This window comes from Blastococcus sp. TF02A-30 (genome assembly GCF_003319185.1).
GTDB lineage: Bacteria > Actinomycetota > Actinomycetes > Mycobacteriales > Geodermatophilaceae > Blastococcus.
This window is the reverse complement of record NZ_QOHJ01000004.1, coordinates 321,432-341,963: the sequence shown is the minus strand read 5'-3', so window position 1 is coordinate 341,963 and position 20,532 is coordinate 321,432. Positions and strand designations below refer to the sequence as shown.

The 20,532-nt window shown below is 74.7% G+C and carries 19 protein-coding genes; 8 read left to right on the top strand and 11 right to left on the bottom strand.

Annotated elements, in window-relative coordinates; genetic code table 11:
* Window positions 1-161: 161 nt before the first annotated feature.
* On the bottom strand, window positions 162-1,664 hold the full coding sequence (gene mqo, locus DQ241_RS11225) for a malate dehydrogenase (quinone) (protein WP_233492371.1): 1,503 nt from the start codon (window positions 1,662-1,664) through the stop codon (window positions 162-164).
* A 230-nt stretch (window positions 1,665-1,894) separates the two neighbouring features.
* Here mqo and DQ241_RS11220 point away from each other — a divergent pair, with 230 nt between their 5' ends.
* Together DQ241_RS11220 and DQ241_RS11215 are read left to right on the top strand one after the other, a co-directional pair.
* Entirely contained in the window at window positions 1,895-2,764 is an 870-nt protein-coding gene (locus DQ241_RS11220) for a tryptophan 2,3-dioxygenase (RefSeq protein WP_113830249.1), read from the top strand.
* A 97-nt stretch (window positions 2,765-2,861) separates the two neighbouring features.
* Window positions 2,862-3,800 carry an intradiol ring-cleavage dioxygenase gene (locus DQ241_RS11215; RefSeq protein WP_113830248.1) on the top strand — a complete coding sequence of 313 codons (939 nt, stop codon included), beginning with the start codon at window positions 2,862-2,864 and terminating at the stop codon, window positions 3,798-3,800.
* 3 nt (window positions 3,801-3,803) lie between these two features.
* On the opposite strand, the gene DQ241_RS11210 is transcribed toward DQ241_RS11215, so the two are convergent.
* The 6 genes from DQ241_RS11210 to DQ241_RS11185 form a co-directional block, all read right to left on the bottom strand.
* Window positions 3,804-4,796, bottom strand: a complete 993-nt coding sequence (locus DQ241_RS11210) for an SMP-30/gluconolactonase/LRE family protein (RefSeq protein WP_113830247.1) — start codon at window positions 4,794-4,796, stop codon at window positions 3,804-3,806.
* Window positions 4,793-5,926 carry a phosphotransferase family protein gene (locus tag DQ241_RS11205; protein ID WP_113830246.1) on the bottom strand — a complete coding sequence of 378 codons (1,134 nt, stop codon included), beginning with the start codon at window positions 5,924-5,926 and terminating at the stop codon, window positions 4,793-4,795. Before DQ241_RS11205 ends, DQ241_RS11210 begins: the two co-directional genes overlap by 4 nt.
* Window positions 5,923-6,669: an SDR family oxidoreductase gene (locus DQ241_RS11200; RefSeq protein ID WP_113830245.1), complete on the bottom strand. Its 747-nt coding sequence runs from the start codon at window positions 6,667-6,669 to the stop codon at window positions 5,923-5,925. The genes DQ241_RS11205 and DQ241_RS11200 overlap by 4 nt, the downstream gene beginning before the upstream one ends.
* A complete protein-coding gene (locus DQ241_RS11195) occupies window positions 6,666-7,496 on the bottom strand; it encodes an SDR family NAD(P)-dependent oxidoreductase (protein ID WP_113830244.1) in 831 nt (276 codons plus the stop codon). The genes DQ241_RS11200 and DQ241_RS11195 overlap by 4 nt, the downstream gene beginning before the upstream one ends.
* Window positions 7,497-7,547: 51 nt before the next feature.
* The gene (locus DQ241_RS11190; RefSeq protein WP_199584411.1) at window positions 7,548-9,158 is read right to left on the bottom strand and encodes a diguanylate cyclase; all 1,611 of its coding nucleotides are present in this window, start codon (window positions 9,156-9,158) and stop codon (window positions 7,548-7,550) included.
* Window positions 9,159-9,256: 98 nt separating this feature from the next.
* Entirely contained in the window at window positions 9,257-9,679 is a 423-nt protein-coding gene (locus tag DQ241_RS11185) for a MarR family winged helix-turn-helix transcriptional regulator (protein WP_199584409.1), read from the bottom strand.
* A 74-nt stretch (window positions 9,680-9,753) separates the two neighbouring features.
* Here DQ241_RS11185 and DQ241_RS11180 point away from each other — a divergent pair, with 74 nt between their 5' ends.
* On the top strand, window positions 9,754-11,598 hold the full coding sequence (locus tag DQ241_RS11180) for an ABC transporter ATP-binding protein (protein ID WP_113830243.1): 1,845 nt from the start codon (window positions 9,754-9,756) through the stop codon (window positions 11,596-11,598).
* Window positions 11,599-11,644: 46 nt separating this feature from the next.
* On the opposite strand, the gene DQ241_RS11175 is transcribed toward DQ241_RS11180, so the two are convergent.
* On the bottom strand, window positions 11,645-12,886 hold the full coding sequence (locus DQ241_RS11175; protein ID WP_199584408.1) for an HNH endonuclease signature motif containing protein: 1,242 nt from the start codon (window positions 12,884-12,886) through the stop codon (window positions 11,645-11,647).
* A 148-nt stretch (window positions 12,887-13,034) separates the two neighbouring features.
* Here DQ241_RS11175 and DQ241_RS11170 point away from each other — a divergent pair, with 148 nt between their 5' ends.
* Window positions 13,035-13,907 carry an alpha/beta fold hydrolase gene (locus tag DQ241_RS11170; RefSeq protein ID WP_113830241.1) on the top strand — a complete coding sequence of 291 codons (873 nt, stop codon included), beginning with the start codon at window positions 13,035-13,037 and terminating at the stop codon, window positions 13,905-13,907.
* A gap of 39 nt (window positions 13,908-13,946) precedes the next feature.
* Window positions 13,947-14,975, top strand: a complete 1,029-nt coding sequence (locus DQ241_RS11165) for an LLM class flavin-dependent oxidoreductase (RefSeq protein ID WP_113830240.1) — start codon at window positions 13,947-13,949, stop codon at window positions 14,973-14,975.
* Between the two features lie 36 nt (window positions 14,976-15,011).
* Here the strand turns inward: DQ241_RS11165 and DQ241_RS11160 are convergent, their stop codons facing one another.
* Genes DQ241_RS11160 through DQ241_RS11150 form a run of 3 tightly spaced genes read right to left on the bottom strand, consistent with a single transcriptional unit; the run spans window position 15,012 to window position 18,161 of the window.
* Window positions 15,012-16,550, bottom strand: a complete 1,539-nt coding sequence (locus tag DQ241_RS11160; protein ID WP_113830239.1) for an ATP-dependent DNA ligase — start codon at window positions 16,548-16,550, stop codon at window positions 15,012-15,014.
* A gap of 31 nt (window positions 16,551-16,581) precedes the next feature.
* Complete coding sequence (locus DQ241_RS11155) at window positions 16,582-17,865, bottom strand: D-arabinono-1,4-lactone oxidase (RefSeq protein WP_113830238.1); 1,284 nt, start codon at window positions 17,863-17,865, stop codon at window positions 16,582-16,584.
* Window positions 17,862-18,161, bottom strand: a complete 300-nt coding sequence (locus DQ241_RS11150) for a hypothetical protein (RefSeq protein WP_113830237.1) — start codon at window positions 18,159-18,161, stop codon at window positions 17,862-17,864. The genes DQ241_RS11155 and DQ241_RS11150 overlap by 4 nt, the downstream gene beginning before the upstream one ends.
* A 65-nt stretch (window positions 18,162-18,226) precedes the next feature.
* Here DQ241_RS11150 and DQ241_RS11145 point away from each other — a divergent pair, with 65 nt between their 5' ends.
* The 3 genes from DQ241_RS11145 to DQ241_RS11135 are packed head-to-tail and all read left to right on the top strand — an operon-like array spanning window position 18,227 to window position 20,532.
* Window positions 18,227-18,970 (top strand): GAF and ANTAR domain-containing protein, encoded by a 744-nt coding sequence (locus tag DQ241_RS11145; protein WP_113830236.1) that lies wholly within the window; start codon window positions 18,227-18,229, stop codon window positions 18,968-18,970.
* Window positions 18,971-19,018: 48 nt separating this feature from the next.
* Window positions 19,019-19,531 (top strand): 2Fe-2S iron-sulfur cluster-binding protein, encoded by a 513-nt coding sequence (locus tag DQ241_RS11140; RefSeq protein WP_113830235.1) that lies wholly within the window; start codon window positions 19,019-19,021, stop codon window positions 19,529-19,531.
* Window positions 19,528-20,532, top strand: a complete 1,005-nt coding sequence (locus DQ241_RS11135; RefSeq protein WP_113830234.1) for a xanthine dehydrogenase family protein subunit M — start codon at window positions 19,528-19,530, stop codon at window positions 20,530-20,532. The genes DQ241_RS11140 and DQ241_RS11135 overlap by 4 nt, the downstream gene beginning before the upstream one ends.

The window sequence follows — 20,532 nt, the reverse complement described above, 5'->3', positions numbered from 1 at the left end:
CCGCCGCACCGACCGGATGGACCGAGAGGAACGTCAGGCAGAGACGACTGCGGACGTTCGAGAACGAGCAGAGGTACAACAGCGACCGGGGACAACTGTACCCCGATGCGCAAGACCCCCTCGCGGCACGGGCCGGGAGGGGGTCTGCGGGGCCGGTCGGATCAGCCGTTGAGCTCGAGGGTCTGCGTCGTGTCGGCGCGCACCTCGGCCAGCAGCGCCGGGTCCTCGGACAGCTTCCGGCCGTAGGAGGGGATGGCCTCCTGCAGCAGCGGCCGCCAGGCGTCGGTGCGGTCGGGGAAGGCACGCTCGAGCAGGGTGAGCATCGCCGACACCGCGGTGGAGGCACCCGGGGAGGCGCCCAGCAGACCGGCGATGCTGCCGTCGGAGCCGACGATCAGCTCGGTGCCGAACTGCAGCACGCCCTTGCCGGACCCCGGGTCGCGCTTGATGACCTGGACCCGCTGGCCGGCGGTGATCATGTCCCAGTCGGCCTGCTCGGCCCGGGGCACGAACGCCTGCAGCGACTTGTGCCGGGCCCCGCGCGACTGGAGCAGCTCGCCGATCAGGTAGCGGGTGAGCGCCATCTCGGTGCGGGCCACACCCAGCATCGAGCCGAGGTTGTTCGGCTTGACGCTCAGCGGCAGGTCGAACATCGACCCGGCCTTGAGGAACTTGGGCGAGAAGCCGGCGTAGGGGCCGAAGAGCAGCGAGTGGTCGCCGTCGATGAGCCGCAGGTCCAGGTGCGGGACCGACATCGGCGGGGCGCCGACGGCGGCCTGGCCGTAGACCTTGGCCTGGTGCTTGGACACCAGCTCCGGGGAGCTGGTGCGCAGGAACATGCCGCTGACGGGGAACCCGCCGAAGCCGCGGATCTCGGGGATGGCCGCCTTCTGCAGCAGCGGCAGCGCGCCACCGCCGGCCCCGACGAAGACGAACCGGGTGCGCACGACCAGCGGCTCCCCGGAGCGGGTGTCCTCGACGGTGACCTTCCAGCGGCCGTCGGGCTCGCGCTCGAGCTCCCGGACCCGCTGGTGGGTGTGCACCGCGACGCCGCGACGGGCGGAGTCGGCGAACAGCAGCCGGGTGAGCTCGCCGAAGTTGACGTCGGTGCCGGCGACCGAGCGGGTCGCGGCGACGACCTCCTCCGGGTCGCGGCCGTCCATGACCAGCGGGATCCACTGCGCGAGGACCGAGGGGTCGTCGGTGTGCTCCATGCCGGCGAACAGCGGTTGGGCGGCCAGGGCGTCGTAGCGCGCCTTCATGTAGCGGCGGCCGGCCTCGCCGGTGACGAAGCTGACGTGCGGCACCGGGGTGATGAAGTCCTTGGGGGAGCCGGTCATCCCCGAGCGCACCAGGTGCGACCAGAACTGGCGCGAGACCTGGAACTGCTCGTTGATGGTGACGGCCTTGCTCGGGTCCACCCGGCCGTCCGGACCGGCCGGCGTGTAGTTCAGCTCGCAGAGGGCGGCGTGGCCGGTGCCGGCGTTGTTCCAGGCGTCGGAGCTCTCGCCCGCCACCGCGGATCCGGACTCGAACACCGTGACCGACCAGTCGGGGGCCACGATCCCGAGCAGCGACGCGAGGGTGGCGCTCATGATGCCGCCGCCCACGAGCACCACGTCGGGGTTCGCGCTGTCAGCTACTACACCGGATACCGGGGTCACGTCTGCCTCTCTGGCTGCACACGGGTGGGATGCCGCTCTACTGATCGTCGGCCGGATCGGGCCCCGACATGGAGTCCAGAGGGTGTGAGGTATGTCGCGCCCGCGTGATCTTCGCCATGCAACCGGCCCCGTACCGCCCGTTTCCCGGCTCCGGCGGCGGGGAAACGCTGCAGCCCCCTCACCCCCGCGGAGGAGCCGCCGGGCGCCCGGGGGACGGCTAGCGTGCTCCCATGACCAGCGACCCGCGGGAGACCGACCGCTCCGTGCGGCCCCTCGAAGCATCGGTGCGCACCGACCTCGGCGGCCGGATGACCTACGGCGGGTACCTCGACCTCGACCAGCTGCTCTCGGCGCAGAACCCGCGCAGCACCCCCGAGCACCACGACGAGCTGCTGTTCATCGTCCAGCACCAGACCAGCGAGCTGTGGCTGAAGCTGGTGCTGCACGAGCTGCTGGCCGCCCGGCGCTACCTGACGCAGGACGAGCTGGACCCGGCGCTCAAGTGCCTGGCGCGGGTGAAGAACATCCAGCGCACGCTGACCGAGCAGTGGTCGGTGCTGGCCACCCTGACCCCGCGCGAGTACGCCGAGTTCCGCGGCGCGCTCGGCAACGCCTCCGGCTTCCAGTCGCACCAGTACCGCGCGGTGGAGTTCCTGCTCGGCAACAAGAACGCGGCCATGCTGAAGGTCTTCGACGGCGAGCCGGCCGCCCGTGAGCTGCTCGAGCAGCTGCTGGACAGCCCGACGCTGTACGACGAGTTCCTCCGGCTGCTCGCCCGCACCGGCTTCGCGGTCCCGGACGACGTCCTGACCCGCGACGTCCGGGAGCCGTGGGCGCTGCGCCCGGAGCTCGTGCCGGTGTTCCAGCGGATCTACGAGTCCAGCGACACCCCGTGGGGGATCTACGAGGCCTGTGAGAGCCTGGTCGACATCGAGGACAACTTCCAGATGTGGCGCTTCCGCCACCTGCTCACCGTGCAACGCACCATCGGCGCGAAGAGCGGCACCGGCGGGTCGTCCGGCGTCGGCTTCCTGCGCCGCGCGCTGGACCTCACCTTCTTCCCCGAGCTGTACGCCGTCCGCACCGAGATCGGGCGCTGAGCGCCGGTCCTCCCAGGGAGTTCGCACCCGGTGCCCAGGCGTGCCACCGGGTGGCGTCCCTAGCGTCGCGGCGACACCAGGACGCACCGGAGGACGCATGACCCAGCACGCACGCCCCAGCTACGCGGGCCGGGAGCTGCCCCGCCCCGACGAGGAGCTGGTGGACCAGGGGCTGGCGTTCGACGTCGGCACGCTGCTCGACCGGCGGCGGCTGCTGGCGCTGCTCGGGATCGGCGCGGCCGGCCTGGGGCTGGCCGCGTGCGGGGGCTCCGGGACCGCGGCGTCGTCGTCGGGGTCCTCCTCGTCGGGGTCCTCGTCGTCGTCCGCGGGGGCGGCGAGCGGTGAGATCCCCGACGAGACCGCCGGGCCGTACCCCGGCGACGGCTCGAACGGACCGGACGTGCTCGAGCAGAGCGGCATCGTGCGCAGCGATCTCCGCTCGAGCTTCGGGGAGTCCTCGGGGACGGCCGAGGGCGTGCCGATGACGCTGGAGCTGACCGTCCGGGACCTGGCGAACGGCGGGGTGCCGTTCGAGGGTGCCGCGGTCTACGTCTGGCACTGCACCCGCGAGGGCGGCTACTCGATGTACTCCAGCGGCGTCGAGGACGAGAACTTCCTGCGCGGCGTGCAGATCGCCGACTCCTCCGGCCGCGTGCGGTTCACCAGCATCGTCCCGGCCTGCTACGACGGCCGCTGGCCGCACGTCCACGTCGAGGTCTACCCGGACCAGCGCAGCATCACCGACAGCGGGAACGCGATCGCCACCTCGCAGGTCGCGCTGCCGCAGGACGTCTGCGAGGCGGTGTACGCCACCGAGGGGTACGAGGCGTCGGTCGCCAACCTCGCGCGGGTCGGCCTCACCACCGACACCGTGTTCGGTGACGACGGCGGGGCGAGCCAGCTGGCCACCGTCGACGGCGACGTGCGCGGCGGCTACACCGTGCGGCTGGCCCTGGGCGTGGACACGACCACCACGCCCAGCGGCGGCGGGGCGCCCGGCGGAGGCGGTCCCGGGGGTGCCCCGCCCGGGCGCTGAGCGTCAGCCGGCCGGGCGCTCCAGCACCACGACGTCGTCCTCGTGGAGGCCGGAGGCCACCAGGGTGCCGTCGCGCTCGGCGATCGCGGTGACGAAGTCGTACCCGGCGTCCGAGGAGCGCAGGTCGTGCACCGGATCACCGTCGAGGGTGAAGGCCATGGCCCAGGCCACCGGCGTGGCCTTCGGCCGGATCCGCTGCGGCACGTTCCACAGCAGCACCCGGAGGAGGCCCGGCAGCGGCAGCAGCCGGTCCAGCAGCGCGTTGCGCGGCGCGGCGACGGCCACCCAGAGCAACCCGTCGCTGCCCAGGCTCATGTTGTCGGGGAACCCGGGCAGGTTCTCGACCAGCGGCTCGGTGCGGCCCGCGCTCGGCCCGGTCAGCCAGAGCCGCAGGACGCGGTAGCCGCTGGTCTCGGCGACCAGCAGGTGCGAGCCGTCGGGCGCCAGGACCAGCCCGTTGGCGAACTTCAGCCCGGGCAGCACGGTGGTGACCGTGCCGTCCGGGTCGCGGCGCACGAGCCGGCCGGTGCACGAGTGCTCGAACATGTCGCCGAGGTGCTCGTCGACGGTCCAGCGGCTGGTCGAGGTGGTGAACCAGATCGTGCCGTCGGCGCCCTGCACCACGTTGCTGGCGAAGGTGAGCGGTTCGCCGTCCACCCGGTCGACCAGCACCTCGACGCCGCCGTCGGCGGCCATCCGCAGCAGCCCGCGGTCGTGGTCGCAGACGAGCACGCTGCCGTCGGGGCAGGGTTCCACGCCCAGCGGCCGGCCGCCGGTGGTCCCCACCTCGGTGACCGCGCCGGTGGCGGGGTCGATGCGCACGACGCGGCCGTCGGCCAGCCCGGTGACGATGCGCCCGGCGGTGTCGAAGACGACGTCCTCGGGCCCGGAGCCGCCGGTCGGCAGCCGCCGGGCGATGCGGAAGGCGCCGGTGCCGGCGCCTGCCGGTGCGGCGGGCGGCGCCCAGCGGCGGGGGCGGATCAGGCGGCGGGTCATGCGGGGCTCCCCAGGGTGCGGTCGGCGTCGGCCGGGCTCATCCGCCGGGCCCGGCGGATGAGCCGCCGGCAGCGCAGCTCGAGCACCACGACGGCGACGCCGAACAGCCGGAACTGCGGGTTCGTCGTCTGCTTCGCCAGGTAGCGCTGGTACACCTGCTGGGCGATCACCGCGACGCGGAACAGACCGAACACCTCGTACCAGAGCCACTCGCGCCGGGTCACCCGCGTGCCGGTGCGCTCGCCGTAGCGGGCCACCACCTGCTCGCGGGACATCATCCCGGGCAGGTGGGTGGGCTGGCGCCGGAACAGCTGGAGCAGCCGCCCGTCGTCGGCCTGCACCCAGTAACCCAGGGCCGAGGCGAGGTCCATGAGCGGGTCGCCGACGGTGGCCAGCTCCCAGTCCAGCAGCCCGACCGGCCGGGTGGGGTCGGCCGGGTCGAGCACGACGTTGTCGAACCGGAAGTCGTTGTGCACCAGCACGTGCGGCCGGTCCGCGGGCTGGTTCTCGGCCAGCCAGCGCATGACCGGGCCGAACGTGCCGACGTTCCAGGTCCGCGCGCGGCGGTACCGCTCCGACCAGCCCTCGACCTGGCGGCGGACGTAACCGGGCCCCCTGCCGAGGTCGCCCAGCCCCGCGGCGCCGACGTCGACGGCGTGCAGGTCGGCCAGCAGGTCGACGACGTTGCGGCAGAGGTCGGCGACCTGCGCCTCGGACAGCCGGACGTCGCGCGGCAGCTCCTTGCGCGGGATCGGTCCGGCGATCCGCCGCATCACGTAGAACGGCGTCCCGATGACGGCGGTGTCCTCGCACAGGGCGACCGTCGTCGGGACGTAGGGCAGCACCCGGCCCAGCGCGGTCTGGATGCGGTGCTCGCGGGCGACGTCGTGCGCGCTGCCACGGTGCGCGCCGCGCGGCGGGCGGCGCAGGACGAGGTCGCCGTCGGGGTAGCGCAGCAGGTACGTGAGGTTGGAGACGCCGCCGGAGAACTGGCGCACCTCGGGAACGGCGGTGAGGTCGACGCCGGCGCGGTCGGGATCGGCGTGCGCGGCCAGCCAGCCGGCCACCGCGGCGACGTCGAAGGCGTCCTCGGTGCGGACGTCCCGTGCGCCGGGGGAGGACGCCGTCACGTCAGCTTCCGCACCGCCGACAGCGGCAGCACGCGCATGAGGACGCCGATCGGCACCCACGGCCAGGCCGGGACGTAGGCCTTGGCGCGGCGGGCCTCGATCGCGGCGACCATCGCGCGGACGCCGGTCGGGGTGTCGACCATGAAGCGGGTCTTCTGGGTGACGTGCTCGTTCATCTCGGAGCGGATGTAGCCGGGGTAGACCACCGAGACGTCCAGGCCGGGGATGCGCTCGGAGCGCAGGCCCTCGGCGATCGCCGCGACACCGGCCTTGGTGGCGGCGTAGGTGGTCATCGACTTCCGCATGCCGCGCAGCGCGGACATCGAGGAGATCAGGACCAGGTGCCCGCGGCCCTGCCGCCGGAAGATCTCCAGCGCCGCCTCGGTCTGGGCCAGCGCGCCGACGAAGTTGGTCATCGCCGTCTCGCGGTTGGCGTCGGCCCGGCCGGTGCCCAGCGGCGCGCCCTTGCCCAGCCCGGCGTTGACGACGACCCGGTCGATCGTGCCGAACCGCTCGGCGAACCCGGCGAACACCGCCGGGACGGCGTCGGCGTCGGTGACGTCGAGCGCCGCGGTCTCCACCCGCCGGCCGGTGGCGGCGCGGATCTCCTCGGCGAGGGCGTCCAGCCGCTCGGTGCGCCGGGCGCACAGCGCCAGGTCGTAGCCGAGCGCGGCGAACTGGCGGGCCATCTCCGCGCCCAGGCCGGCGCTCGCGCCGGTGATGACGATGGTGCCGGTGCTCATGCGGAGCGCTCCTCGGTGCGGTCGGGCGCCGGCTGCTGCTCGGCGCGGCGGATGCGGGCGCCCATCGCCCGCATCTGCCGGTCGTAGAGGGGGCGGGCCAGCCGCTTGGTCCAGGCGGCGATCCGGGCGTCCCGGTCGGGCAGGACGAGGAAGGTGCCGGCGTCGACGGCGCGCACCACCCGGGCGGCGATCTCGTCGGCGCCGAGCCGCGAGCGGGCGATCAGCCGGGTGGCGACCTGGCCCATCATCGGGTCGTCGTCGTCCAGGGACGCGGCCAGGTTGGTGCGGAAGAACGACGGGCAGACCACCGAGACGGCCACGCCCCAGGGCCCCAGCTCCCAGCGCAGGCTCTCCGACAGCGCGACCACCGCGGCCTTGCCGGCGTCGTAGCTGGTCATGGCGGGCGAGTGCACCAGGCCGGCGGCCGACGCCACGTTCACCAGGTGCCCGGCGCCCTGCTCCTTGAACAGCGGCGCGAAGGTGCGGCAGCCGGTGACCGCGCCCAGCACGTTCACGTCGAGGACCCGCCGCCAGTGCTCGCCCGAGAGCCGGTCGATGCGGCCGCCGGCGGCGATGCCGGCGTTGTTCACCAGGACGTCGAGGCCGCCCCACTCGCTGCGGACGGCGGCGCGCGCCGCCGTCCAGTCGTCCTCGGCGGTGATGTCGAGGCGGCGGTAGGTCGCCCCGGCGGGGACGTCGGCGGTGTCGGCCCGGTCGGTGACGAGCACGCGGTCGCCGCGGGCGGCGTAGCGGGCCGCGAGCGCGGCACCGAGGCCGGAGGCGCCACCGGTGATCAGCACCCGGCGCGGGGGAGGGGCGGCGGTCATCCCGTGCACGCTAGGTGATCGGCGCGGGGCCCTCGTCACCGCCTCCGGGCGTCAGCCGAGGTCGCTGACGACCCGGTCGCGACCCTGGCGCTTGGCGCGGTACAGGTGCGCGTCGGCCCTGCCCAGCACGTCGGCCGGGGACTCGCCGGGCGCGGCGGTGGTGGCGCCGATGCTGGTGGTCACCGGGAGCCCCGCGGTCAGCTGGTCCCAGGGCTGCGCGGCCAGGGTGCGGCGGACCTCGTCCAGCCGCGCGACCCCGTCGGCGCGGGCGACACCCACGAGCACGAGCAGGAACTCCTCGCCGCCCAGGCGGGCGGCGAACGAACCGGTGCCCGGGCCGGTGTCGGCGGACGCCTCGACCTCCAGCAGCAGCTCGGCGACGGCGCGCAGCACCCGGTCGCCGACGTCGTGGGAGAGCGTGTCGTTGATCCGCTTGAAGTGGTCGAGGTCCAGCAGGCCGACCGTGACCTCGTCGGAGGTGGCCAGCAGACGGGGGAGCTGGTCGTCGACGAAGCGGCGGTTGTACAGCCCGGTGAGCGGGTCGCGCAGCGACAGCTCGCGGTAGCGGCGGCTCTGCCGCCGCGCCTCGGTCGCCTCGTACATGGCCTGCAGCGCGCGGGCGCGGGCGTCGCGCTCGGCGGACTGCTGCTCCATGACCTCGTCGCTGTAGAGCTTGTGCTCCTCGTAGGCCGCGCGGAAGTTCCCGCGGGCCGCGTGCAGCTCGGCCTGCTCGCGGCGGGCGCGCACCCGGATCGAGGCGAGGCCGTAGGTCTCGCAGCGGCGCACGCACTCGTCGAGCGTCTCCTGGGCGGCGCCGAGCTGGCCGCGCCGGCGCCGGAGCTCGGCCGCGGTGAGGAGGAAGTCGGCACCGGCGTCGCCGTCCTGGCTGGCGTCGAGCGCCTCGGGTCGCAGGCCGGGCAGCATCGCCGTCTCGGCCTCGTCGAACCGGCCCAGCTCCATGAGCGCGCGGACGACGGTGTCGAGCCGGCCGACCCGCAGGGGCACGTCGTGCTCGGCGGCCAGGTCCTGCAGCACGGTGCACCAGACCAGCGCCTCCTCGAAGGCACCGGCGACGGTCTCGGTGTAGGCGCGGTTGTTGAGCACGAGCAGCTGGCGCTCGACGTCGCCGAGGTCCTGGGCGAGCTGCAGGACCTGGTCGTAGCGCTCGCGGGCCGCGGTGTCGCCGCTGAGCCCGATGCAGTCGGCCAGCCGGGCGAGGGCGTCGATCCGGATCTCCGGGACGGCGTCCTCGGCGAGCAGGTCGACGGCGCGGACGGCGTGCTCGAGCGCCCGGGAGAGGTCGCCGAGCTCCTGGAAGACCGAGGCCAGCACGAAGGCGGCGCGGGACTGCAGGTGCGCGGCGTCGTGGTCGTCGGCCCAGCGCAGGATCTCGTGCAGCCGTCGACCGGCCTCGGCCACGTGCCCGCCCTTGCGGTGCAGGTCGGCGAGGACGACGCGGGCGCGCAGCTCCTGGTCGGTGAGGCCGAGGTCGCGGGCCGCTGCGGCGGCCTGCTCCGCGCGCGGGCCGACGTCGTCGCGCTCGAACCGGGACAGCACCTCGAGCTCGTCGAGCTCGGCCGACAGCGCCGCGGCGGGGTCGCCGGACCGTGGGGGAGGGATCGCCCCGCCACGTCCCGTCCCGACGACGGCGCCACTGGTCACCTGGTTGGCATCGGCAACACCGCTGATGATCTTGAGAGGCGGGTCGACGTGATCTCCACCCCATCGGGGGGTGGCCGGTCCAGGGCGCTCGGGTCCGCTCAGGGCTCCTCCGCGACCTTGCGCAGCAGCTCGGCCAGGCCGGCCCGCTCGTCGGCGGTGAGCCGGGCGAAGAGCACGCGGGAGTCGGCCGACCGGGCGGCGTCCACCTCGTCGCGGATCTCGCGCCCCTGCGGCGTGACGTGCAGCAGCACGGCGCGGCGGTCGCTCGGGTCGGGTGCGCGCCGCACGAGGCCGCGCGCCTCGAGGTCGTCGGCCACCTCGGTGGCCGACCGGGGGGCGATGCGCAGGGCCTCCGCGAGGTCGGAGACGCGGGTCGAGTCGCGCTCGCAGACGATGCGCAACGCCCGCGCCTGCGACGGTGAGAGGCCCCAGGGCGCCAGCACGTCGCGCCACCGGCGGCGCTGCGTCCGCGCGGCGTGCATGAGCAGCTCGCTGAGCTGCGCGCTCTCGTCGCGGGTCACAGCGGGATCGTACCGGCAGCTGCCGAGGTAACCGTATGATGAGGTAACCGGACTAATTCGAGGAAGGGGGCGGCATGGATCCGCAACCGTGGCGTGGCGGCGGGGACGGCGGCGGCCGGTCCGGCCGCCGGGTCGACCCCGCCGACCGCGCGCAGCTCGACCGCGCCCCCGTGCCGCTGCGCCGGGTCGCCGCGCTCTTCCGCCCGTGGCGCCGCCGGGTCGCGCTCGTCGTCGCGCTGATCGTGCTGTCGTCGGGAATCGCGCTGGCCTCGCCGTTCCTGCTGCGCCTGGTCATCGACCGGGCGCTGCCCGAGCGGGACGTGGCGCTGCTGGTCTGGGCGGTGCTCGGGATGATGGCCGTTGCGGTGAGCACCGCGCTGCTGGGCATCGCGCAGACGTGGATCTCCACCACGGTGGGGCAGCGGGTCATGCACATGCTGCGCACGGCCGTGTTCACCCACCTGCAGCGGCAGTCCCTGGCCTTCTTCACCCGCACCCGCGGCGGCGAGGTGCAGTCGCGGCTGACCCACGACATCGCCGGCATGCAGTCGGTGGTCACCTCGACGGCGACCTCCCTGGCGGCCAACGCGACCACGGTGATCGGCACGGTCGCGGCGATGGTGACGCTCAGCTGGCGGCTGGCGCTGCTCTCGCTGCTCGTGCTGCCGCCGGCGGTCCTGCTCACCCGCAAGGTGGCCCGCATGCGCCGGGCGGTCACCGCGCAGCAGCAGCGCCAGCTGGCCGAGATGAGCGCCCAGGTCGACGAGGGCCTGTCGGTGAGCGGTGTGCTGCTGTCCAAGACCGTCGGTGCCGGGCCGGTGCAGGCCCAGCGGTTCACCGACACCTCGCGCGAGCTGGTCGACCTCGAGGTGCGCGCGCAGCTGGCCGGGCGCTGGCGGATGGGCACGATGAGCATCGTCTTCGCCGCCATCCCGGCACTGATCTACCTCGCCGCGGGGCTGCCGGTCACCTCGGGCGGGATGACGATCGGCACGCTGGTGGCGTTCACGACGCTGCAGGGGGCGCTGTTCCGGCCGCTCATGCAGCTGCTCGACGTGCAGGTGACGGTGACCAGCTCGTTGGCGCTGTTCAGCCGGGTGTTCGAGTACCTCGACCTGCCGGTGGAGATCACCGACCCGGCCCACCCCGTCCCGCTGGACCCGGCGCGGGTGCGCGGCGAGGTGCGCTGGGAGGGCGTCGGGTTCCGCTACCCGGACGCCGACCGCCCGGCGCTGGCGGACGTGGACCTGTTCGTGCCCGCCGGCAGCACGCTGGCCGTGGTGGGCGAGACGGGGTCGGGCAAGACGACGCTGGCCTCGCTGGTGCCGCGGCTGGCCGACCCGACGACCGGCCGGGTGACCATCGACGGCGTCGACCTCCGCGACCTGACGCTGGCGACGCTGGCGCAGGTGGTGGGCGTGGTGTCGCAGGAGACCTACCTGCTGCACGCCTCCGTGCGCGACAACCTGCGGCACGCCCGGCCCGACGCGACCGACGAGCAGATCGAGGACGCCGCGCGCCGGGCGCAGATCCACGACCTGATCGCCGGCCTGCCACGCGGCTACGACACCGTGGTCGGCGCCCGGGGGCAGCGCTTCTCGGGCGGGGAGAAGCAGCGCCTGGCGATCGCGCGCACGCTGCTGCGGAACCCGCGAGTGCTGGTGCTCGACGAGGCGACGAGCGCGCTGGACATCGCCACCGAGCGCGCGGTGCAGGCGGCGCTGGACGAGGCCAGCCGGGGGCGCACGACGATCACCATCGCGCACCGGCTCTCGACCATCCGGCACGCCGACGCGATCGCCGTCCTGCACCAGGGGCGGGTCGTCGAGCTCGGCACGCATGAAGAGCTGCTGGCACTGGGCGGGCGCTACGCCGACCTGGTCGCCGCCGCCGAGCGGGACGTGGCCCTGACCGCCTGACGGCGCATGACGACGGCGCCGGTGCCGGTGTCGGTGTCGGTGCCGCTCAGCCGAGCAGGAGGAAGGGTTCGCCGATGAGGATCTCGGTGCCGTCGGGCCGGTAGGTGTGCCATCGGCCGGCAGGATCTCGTTCGATCCGGAAGCCGTGGTGGACCTTGGTGTGGTGCCGCTCGCACAGCAGGCCGGAATTCTCCAGGCTGGTCTCCCCGCCGTGGGCCATCCACTCCAGCAGGTGGTGGACGTCGCACCACCAGGACGGGGCGTCGCAGCCGGCGAAGACGCAGTGCTTGTCGCGCAGCTCGACGGCCCGGCGCAGGTGCGGCGGGAAGAGGCGGTGGGTGCGGCCCATGTCCAGCGGCACGCTGTCCGGGCCGATCACCACCCGGGTGACGGCACCGTCGCACGCCAGCCACCGGGCCCGGGCGGCGGAGATGGCGGCACCGAACCCGGTGGTGCCGGCACCCCGGCCGACGGCGGGGTCGGCGAGGTCCGCGAGCGGGATGGTCGCGACTATCTGAGGCTTGTGCCCGCGCAGCCTCGGCAGCGAGCCGGCGGCCAGCGCGTTGTCGCACAGCTGCACCAGCGCGTCGGCCTGCCGCTGGGACCGGGTGCGGTCATCCCCGGCGGGGCGGGAGGCCTGCAGGATCGCCTCGACCGCGGCGATCAGCTTCTCCCCGCCGACCGCGTCCAGCTCGAACCGGCCGGCGATGCTGCCGTCGTCGTGCCGGGTCCACGCCAGCCGCCGGGACTCGGTGGGGTCGGGCTCCGGCCCGTCGGGATCGAGCCGGGCCAGGTAGTGGGCGACCACCTGTCGCAGCTCGGCGTGCGGCCGGGTGGCCGCCACGCCGGCCAGCAACGGGTCGACCTCGCCGACGTCCACGCCCTGCTCGGCCGCGGCGGCGAGGTTGCCCGGTTCCACCACCGGGGCCACCGCGGCGACCGCCTCGATCGGCACGGCACCCGAGGCCGCGGCCTCGGCGATCACCGGCAGCTGTTCCAGCGCCCGGCCGGCGCGCACCAGCTGGTTCGCCGCACCGGCCGGCAGCCGGGCGTGCCCGCGCAGCCAGGACGCCATCGTCGCCTTGCCGTCGTGCTCGCCGGCCCCGGCGACCTCGCAGCGGCGGGTGGTGCGCGCCAGCTCCGTGTTCAGCCGGTTGACCGACCGCAGCAGCAACGACTCCCGGTCCAGCAACACCGGGCCGGGCAGCTCGCCCGAGCCCTCAGCGGCCAGCGCATCCAAAGCGCCGGTCAGGCACTCCACGGGAGTTGCACAGGCGGTCGAACACATGTGCGAAGTCTAGCGCCGACCGGCGTTTCCCGGAGTACGTTTCCCCAGGTCAACCGCCCGTCCACAGATTCCTGGACGGGCTTGACACGGCGACGCGACCGGGTCGCGCAGGTGGCCGGAGCGCAGCGGTGGACCGTAATCTCCCGGCATGGCCCCCCGGAGCTTCGCCGTCCCCTCCGCCCACGACGTGACGGTCACGGCCTACCGCTGGGACCCGGCCGGTGCCCCGCGCGGCATCGTCCAGCTGACGCACGGCATGGGCGAGCACCTGCTCCGCTACGAGGCGCTGGCCGCCGACCTGACCCGGGCCGGCTTCGTCGTCGTCGGGCAGGACCACCGCGGGCACGGCGCGACGGCGCGCGAGGGGCAGTGGGGAGCGCTCGGCCCCGGCGGATGGGACGAGCTGGTGCGCGACATCGGCCGGCTGTCCGACCGGGTGCGAACGGAGCTGCCCGACCTGCCGCTGGTGCTGCTCGGCCACAGCATGGGGTCCTTCGCCGCTCAGCAGCACGTCCTCGACCACAGCGAGGACCTGGCCGGGCTGGTCCTCACCGGCACGGCCGCGCTGGACCTGCTGGAGCCGGCCATCGACCTCGACGGGCCGATGGACCTGTCGGCCTTCAACGCTGCCTTCGCGCCGGCGCGCACCGACTACGACTGGCTGTCCCGCGACCCCGCCCAGGTCGACGCCTACGTCGCCGACCCGCGGTGCGGCTTCGGCCTGTCCGCCGCGGACGGCAAGCAGATGTTCGTCTCGGCCAGGCAGGTCGCCGACCCCGACCGCATCGCCGGCATCCGCGCCGACCTGCCGGTCTACGTCGCCGTCGGCGACCAGGACCCGGTCACCGGGCAGCTCGCCCTCGTGCACGGACTCGTGCAGCGGCTCGAGCAGGCCGGGCTGTCCGACGTGACGCTCCAGGTGTACGGCGACGCCCGGCACGAGGTGTTCAACGAGACCAACCGCGACGAGGTCGTCGCCGACCTGCTGGCCTGGCTGGACCGCGTCGTCCCGGCCGCCTGAACGCCGAGCCCACCGGCGGCGGGTGCTTGACTGGCCCGCATGCACCTGGGGATCGACAGCTTCGTCTCGGCCGTGACCGATCCGCGGACGGAGCGGGTGATCGGCCCCGAGGAGCGCATGGCGCACCTGCTGGAGGAGATCGAGCTCGCCGACCGGGTGGGCCTCCACTCGTTCGGCATCGGCGAGCACCACCGCAGCGAGTACTACGACTCCGCGCCGCCGGTGATCCTCGCGGCCGCCGCCGCGCGCACGAGCCGCATCCGCCTGGGCAGCGCCGTCGCCGTCCTCAGCGCCGCGGACCCGGTCCGGGTGTTCCAGCAGTTCGCCACGCTGGACCTGATCTCGAAGGGCCGGATCGACCTGGTCGTCGGCCGTGGCTCGTTCACCGAGGCGTTCCCGCTGTTCGGGCTCAGCCTGGCCGACTACGACGAGCTGTTCGAGGAGAAGCTCGACCTCCTGCTGCGGATCCGCCAGGACGAGCACGTCACCTGGTCCGGCCGGCACCGCCCGCCGCTGTCCGGGCAGGGCGTCTACCCGCGGCCGCTGCAGGACCCGCTGCCGATCTGGGTCGGGGTCGGCGGGACGCCGGAGTCGTTCGCCCGCGCCGGGCTGCTCGGCCTGCCGCTGATGGTGGCGATCATCGGCGGCGAGCCGCGCCAGTTCGCGCCGCTGGTCGACCTCTACCGCCGCGCCGGGGCGCACGCCGGACACCCGCCGGAGCGGCTGCGGGTGGGGCTGCACGTGTTCGGCTTCGTCGCCGAGAGCACCCAGGCCGCCGCCGACACGATCTACCCCGGCTGGCACGAGATGTTCACCAAGGTCTCCCGCGAGCGCGGCTTCGCGCCGCCGTCGCGGGCGCAGTTCGACGGCACCAGCGGGCCGGACGGCGCCTTCTTCATGGGCGACCCGGACACGGTGGCCGAGAAGCTGGTGCGGATCGCCGGCCAGCTCGGCGGGGTGGAGCGGGTGTCGCTGCAGATGACCAACCCGCGGCTGGCGCACGAGGATCTGCTGCGCGGCATCGAGCTGCTCGGCACCGAGGTCGCCCCCCGCGTCGCGGGCGCCTAGCCCAGTCGCGGGCGCCTAGCCCAGCAGCGCCGGCGCCTAGCCAAGCAGCGCCCGGAGGGCGTCGATCGTGTCGGCCTCGGCGGGCGTCTTGTCGGGGCGGTAGCGCAGCACCCGGGCGAACCGCAGCGCGACCCCGCCGGGGTAGCGCGGCGAGCGCTGCACGCCGTCGACGGCGATCTCGACCACCAGCTCCGGCCGGAGCACGACCCCCCACGGCGGGCTCTCGCGCGCGTGCCCGGGGAAGGTCGCGGTCTGCCACGCCAGCAGCTCGTCGGTCATGCCCTTGAACGTCTTGCCGACCATCACCGGCTCGCCGCCGTCGGGATCGCGGGCGCCGAGGTGGATGTTCGACAGCGTCCCGGTGCGCCGGCCGTACCCCCACTCCGCACCCAGGACGACGAGGTCGAGGGTGTGCACCGGCTTGACCTTCTGCCAGGCCTTGCCGCGCCGGCCGGCCGCGTAGGGCGCGCCGAGCTCCTTGACGACGACGCCCTCGTGGCCGGCCGCCAACGCGTCCGCGAGCACGCCCGCGGCCTGCTCCGCGGACGGGTTCCGGACGCCGGGCATCCGCAGCGCGGCGTGCTCGTCGTCGGCGAGCAGCCCGGCCAGCGCGTCCAGCCGCACCCGCAGCGGCTCGTCCAGCAGGTCGCGGCCGTCGACGTGCAGCAGGTCGAAGAAGAACGGGCTCAGGAGCACCCCGGCGTCGTCGGCCCCGGCGCTGCCGAAGCGGCTCATCGTGTCCTGGAAGGCCCGGGGCCGGCCGTCGTCGTCCAGCGCCAGCGTCTCGCCGTCGAGGACGGCGGCGCGGCAGGGCAGCGCGCGCACCCGTTCGACCAGCTCCGGTACGCCGTCGGTGACCTCGCGCAGCGTGCGGGTCCACACCCGGACGTCGTCGCCGTCCTTGTGCACCTGGATGCGGGCGCCGTCGAGCTTGAACTCGACGGTGACGTCCGCGCCCAGCGCCGCCAGCGCGGCGTCCAGCGACGACCCGGGGCTGGCCAGCATCGGCTGCACCGGCCGGCCCACCTGGAGCCGGACGGCCGCCAGCGCCGGCGCCCCGCCGGTGAGCGCCGCCGCCGCGGTCTCCGGCAGCCGGCCGGAGAGCATGAACGCCCGCCGCACGGCCGCGGCGGGCACCTCGGCCGCGACGGCGACGGCGTCGACCACCACGCCCTCCAGCGCGCCCTGCCGCAGCTCGCCGGTGAGCAACCGGACGAGGAAGCGCTGCTCGTCGGCGGTGGCCGCAGCGAGGAGGCCGCCGAGCACCGCCTCCCGCCGGGCCGCCGAGCCGGTCCCGCTGATCCCGGCCACCTCGGTGAGCGCTCCGTCGACCGCGGCGACGGTCAGCGACGGCTCGTCGGCGGGCGGCGGGGCCAGCCGGGACAGCGTCCGCCAGCCCACCCCGAGCCGCCCGTCGCGCGCCTGACGCGGCTCACCGGCCAGCCACGCGGTGGCCGGCTCGACCTCGCCGGCGTCCGCCCGGCGCAGCAGCTCGGCGATCGCCGCCGCCTTCGCGGTGCGGGCCCGCGTCGCGGCGACCGCTCCGGAGGCGGTGACGACGTCGGCGAGCAGCACGGGCGCCATCCTGGCAGCCGGCACCGACAGGTCAGCCGTCCAGGACCGTCGCCTCGAACCAGTCGTTGCGGAAGGCGCCGCGCGGATCGAGCCGCTCGACCAGCCCGACGAAGTCCGCGTGCCGCTCGTACCGGCCGGCCAGCTCCGCGCCGCCGGCGCAGAACAGCTTGCCCCAGTGCGGGCGCGGCGCGAACGGCTCGAGCGCCCGCTCCAGCTCGGCGAGCACGGCCAGCACCTCGTCCTGCGCCGGCCGCCAGGTGAAGTGGACCGCCACGGTCGGCTCGCCGTGGGCGGTGCTCATCCAGAGCTCGTCGGCGGCGACCGTGCGGATCTCGCAGGTGAGCAGCAGCGGCCGGATCCGGTCGCCGAGCGAGCGCACCGCGCGCAGCGCCTCGACGGCGGACCGGGCCGGCACCAGGTACTCGGCCTGCAGCTCCTCCCCGGCGCTGGGCGTGAACCCCATGCGGAAGTGCGGCATCCGGTCCGACCACAGACCCGGCCGGCCCAGCTGCGGCGTGCACGGCGTCGGGTCCAGGCCGATGACCGGGTTCAGCTCCGTCGTCGCGGCGGCCGCGCCGAACAGGTCGTCGCCCAGGGACGAGGGCCGGTCGGTGCGGGACTTCACCCACACCATCTCGACGTCCTCGCCCCACAGCGTGAACAGGCTGACGCTGTACCCGGCGGACACGATCTCGTCGAAGTGCTCGTCCAGAGCCGTCCACGGCAGGTGCTCGAAGACCCGCTGCGACACCTCGTAGGCCGGCTCGACGTCCAGGCTCAGCCGGGTGACGACGCCGAGGGCGCCGAGGTTGACCACCATCCCGTCGAAGTCGGGGTCTCCGCGCCGCACCCGCAGCACCTCGCCGTCGGAGCGCACCAGCTCCAGCGCGGAGACCGCCGTCGCCAGGTTGCCGTTGCCGACGCCGGACCCGTGGGTGGCCGTGGCCACCGCACCGGCCACCGAGATGTGGGGGAGCGAGGCCAGGTTGTGCAGGGCCGCGCCCTCGTCGCGCAGCACCTCGGCCAGCTCGCCGTACTTGACGCCGCCGCTGAGCGAGACGGTGCCCGCCGCGAGGTCGACGTCGATGGCCGCCGGGAAGGCCGACTCGGCGTGCACCGCCTCGAGGGAGATCAGCTCGGCGGAGTCGGCGATCTCGTTGAAGGAGTGCCGCGAGCCCAGCACGCGCACCCGCGGCGCGGCCGCGACGATCTCCTGCACCTGCTCCAGGCTCGCCGGGCGGTGCAGCCGGGCGGCGCGGTAGGCGAGGTTGCCCGCCCAGTTGACCCCCGCCGGGCGGTCGTCCGGCGCCGTCACGCGGGCACCCGCAGGAACGCGTCGACGACCGGCGAGCAACGCACCGGCACCGGCCGGCCCGACAGCTCGGCCGCGGCGAGGTGCTCGCGCAGCAGCTCCAGCCCGTCCTGCGAGAGCGCGGTGACCGACGCGGCGTCGATCCGCTCGACGCGGGCCGGCTCCCGGCCGTACCGGGAGACGAAGGCGGCGACGACGGCCGGGTCGACGTCGCCGGCCAGGCAGAGCACCCGCCCGCCGGAGGTGTTGAGCAGGCGGACGACGCCGCGCGCCGGACCGGGGGGCGAGGGGGCGGTCACCGCCCCAGTGTGCCCGGACGTGCCGGCGCGGCGCTGCCGGGCCGGGCGCCGTGCGAAGGTGGGGCATGACCAGCGGCGACACCCGCAGCCCCAATCAGCCGTCGGAGCAGAACGCCGGCGCGAGCGAGAACGAGGACGACCTCGCGCGGCGGCTGGCCGCCGCGGCTCGCGACATGCAGGAGCTGAGCGGCCCCCAGCAGGTCATGGACCACCTGGTGCACGCCGCCGTCGCGCTGGTGCCGGGGGCGGAGGCGGCGACGATCACCTTCACCGAGGAGCGCACCCACGTCGTCTCGGCAGCCGCCACCGGGAACCGGGCGCGGAAGCTCGACGAGCTCCACGACGAGGTGGAGCAAGGTCCCTGCCTCGACGCGGTCTTCGAGCAGGAGGTCGTCCGCGTCGACGACCTCCCGGGCGACGGGCGGTGGCCGGAGCTGGGGCGCCGGGCGCACGAGATCGACGTGGTCAGCCTGCTGTGCCTCCGGCTGTTCGTGCACGGCGCCAATCTGGGCGCCCTCAACATGCTCTCCTCCCGGCCGTCGGCGTTCGACGACGAGTCGGAGACGGTCGGTCTGCTGTTCGTCTCGCACGCCGCCGTGGCCGTCGCGGACGCGCGGCAGCTGGAGCACCTGCACGTCGCCCTGGCCGGCCGCGACCTCATCGGCCAGGCCAAGGGCATCCTCATGGAGCGGTTCAAGATCCCGGCGGAGCAGGCGTTCGCGCTCCTGTCGCGGGTCAGCCAGGACAGCAACCGCAAGCTGCGCGACGTCGCGGAGGAGCTGACCCGGACCGGTTCCATCGGCGGCTGATCCGGAGGCGCGTTTGCCGCACCCCCGGGACAGGGCACCGCGCCACCCATGGACGCCGAGGTGACGCTGACCGTCGACGGCACGGAGCACCGGGTGCGGGTCGACACCAGGACCTCGCTCCTGGACGCGCTGCGCGAACGGATCGGCAACACCAGCCCGAAGAAGGGCTGCGACCACGGCCAGTGCGGCGCGTGCACCGTCCTCCTCGACGGCGACCGGGCGCTGACCTGCCTCGCGCTGGCCGTCGCGCACGACGGCGCCGAGATCACCACCGCCGACGGCCTGGCCGCCGACGGCGAGCTGCACCCGGTGCAGCAGGCGTTCCTCGACCGGGACGCCTTCCAGTGCGGCTACTGCACGCCGGGGCAGGTCTGCTCCGCCGTCGGCGTGCTGGAGGAGGTGCGGCGCGGCTGGCCCAGCCACGCCAGCCCCGACCTGACCGCCGACCCCGAGCTGAGCCACGACGAGGTCGCCGAGCGGATGAGCGGCAACCTCTGCCGCTGCGCCGCCTACGTCAACATCGTCCCGGCGGTGCAGCAGGCCGGGGGAGCTCAGGCATGAAGGACTTCGCCTTCGCCCGCCCGGGCAGCGTCGCCGAGGCGGTCCGCGACGTGGCCGCGGAGCCCGGCGCCGTCTTCCTCGCCGGCGGCACCAACCTCGTCGACCACCTGCGCCTGGGCGTCGCCCGGCCCGAGCTGGTCGTCGACGTCCGGCGGCTGACCTCCCGGGAGGTGCTGGACACCGAGGACGGCGGCCTGCGCGTCGGCGCCGCCGTCACCAACAGCGAGCTCGCCGCCGACCGGCGGGTGCGCGAGCGCTACCCGGTGCTCGCCCAGGCGCTGCTGGCCGGCGCGACCGGCCAGCTGCGCAACCTGGCCACCACCGGTGGCAACCCGCTGCAGCGCACCCGGTGCGTGTACTTCCAGGACGTCACGACGCCGTGCAACAAGCGGGAACCGGGCAGCGGCTGCTCGGCGGTGAACGGCTACACCCGCTACCACGCGATCCTGGGCGTCCCCTCGGCGATGCCCGACCCGTCCGCGCCGGAGACCTGCATCGCCACCCACCCGTCGGACATGGCGATCGCCCTCGCTGCGCTGGACGCGGTGGTGCACGTGGTCGGCCCGGCCGGCGAGCGCACCGTCCCGTTCGGCGAGCTGCACCGGCTGCCCGGCGACGACCCCTCCCGCGACACGGTGCTGGAGCACGGCGAGCTGATCACCGCCATCGACCTGCCCCCGCTACCGGCCGGCGCCCGCTCGGCGTACCGCAAGGTCCGCGACCGCGCGTCCTACGCCTTCGCGCTGGTGTCGGTCGCGGCCGTGGTCGCCGGGAAGGACGTCCGCATCGCCCTCGGCGGCGTGGCGCACAAGCCCTGGCGGGCCACGCGCGCGGAGGAGCTGCTACGCGGCGGCGAGCTCACCGAGCACGCCGTCCGCCACGCGGTGGAGGTGGAGCTGACCGCAGCCCAGCCGCAGCCGGGCATCGACGGCGGCAACGGGTTCAAGATCCCGCTCGTCACCCGCACCGCCGTCGCCACCCTGCGCGACCTGGAGGCCTGA

Bases quoted from the DNA above. Each gene is read 5' to 3' on its own strand.
- DQ241_RS11145 (WP_113830236.1), top strand. From the start codon at position 18,227: ATGACCAGCGGCGACACCCGCAGCCCCAATCAGCCGTCGGAGCAGAAC.
- DQ241_RS11175 (WP_199584408.1), bottom strand. From the start codon at position 12,886: ATGTGTTCGACCGCCTGTGCAACTCCCGTGGAGTGCCTGACCGGCGCT.
- DQ241_RS11220 (WP_113830249.1), top strand. From the start codon at position 1,895: ATGACCAGCGACCCGCGGGAGACCGACCGCTCCGTGCGGCCCCTCGAA.
- DQ241_RS11180 (WP_113830243.1), top strand. From the start codon at position 9,754: ATGGATCCGCAACCGTGGCGTGGCGGCGGGGACGGCGGCGGCCGGTCC.
- DQ241_RS11140 (WP_113830235.1), top strand. From the start codon at position 19,019: ATGGACGCCGAGGTGACGCTGACCGTCGACGGCACGGAGCACCGGGTG.
- DQ241_RS11165 (WP_113830240.1), top strand. From the start codon at position 13,947: ATGCACCTGGGGATCGACAGCTTCGTCTCGGCCGTGACCGATCCGCGG.
- DQ241_RS11200 (WP_113830245.1), bottom strand. From the start codon at position 6,669: ATGAGCACCGGCACCATCGTCATCACCGGCGCGAGCGCCGGCCTGGGC.
- DQ241_RS11195 (WP_113830244.1), bottom strand. From the start codon at position 7,496: ATGACCGCCGCCCCTCCCCCGCGCCGGGTGCTGATCACCGGTGGCGCC.
- DQ241_RS11170 (WP_113830241.1), top strand. From the start codon at position 13,035: ATGGCCCCCCGGAGCTTCGCCGTCCCCTCCGCCCACGACGTGACGGTC.
- DQ241_RS11215 (WP_113830248.1), top strand. From the start codon at position 2,862: ATGACCCAGCACGCACGCCCCAGCTACGCGGGCCGGGAGCTGCCCCGC.
- DQ241_RS11135 (WP_113830234.1), top strand. From the start codon at position 19,528: ATGAAGGACTTCGCCTTCGCCCGCCCGGGCAGCGTCGCCGAGGCGGTC.
- DQ241_RS11210 (WP_113830247.1), bottom strand. From the start codon at position 4,796: ATGACCCGCCGCCTGATCCGCCCCCGCCGCTGGGCGCCGCCCGCCGCA.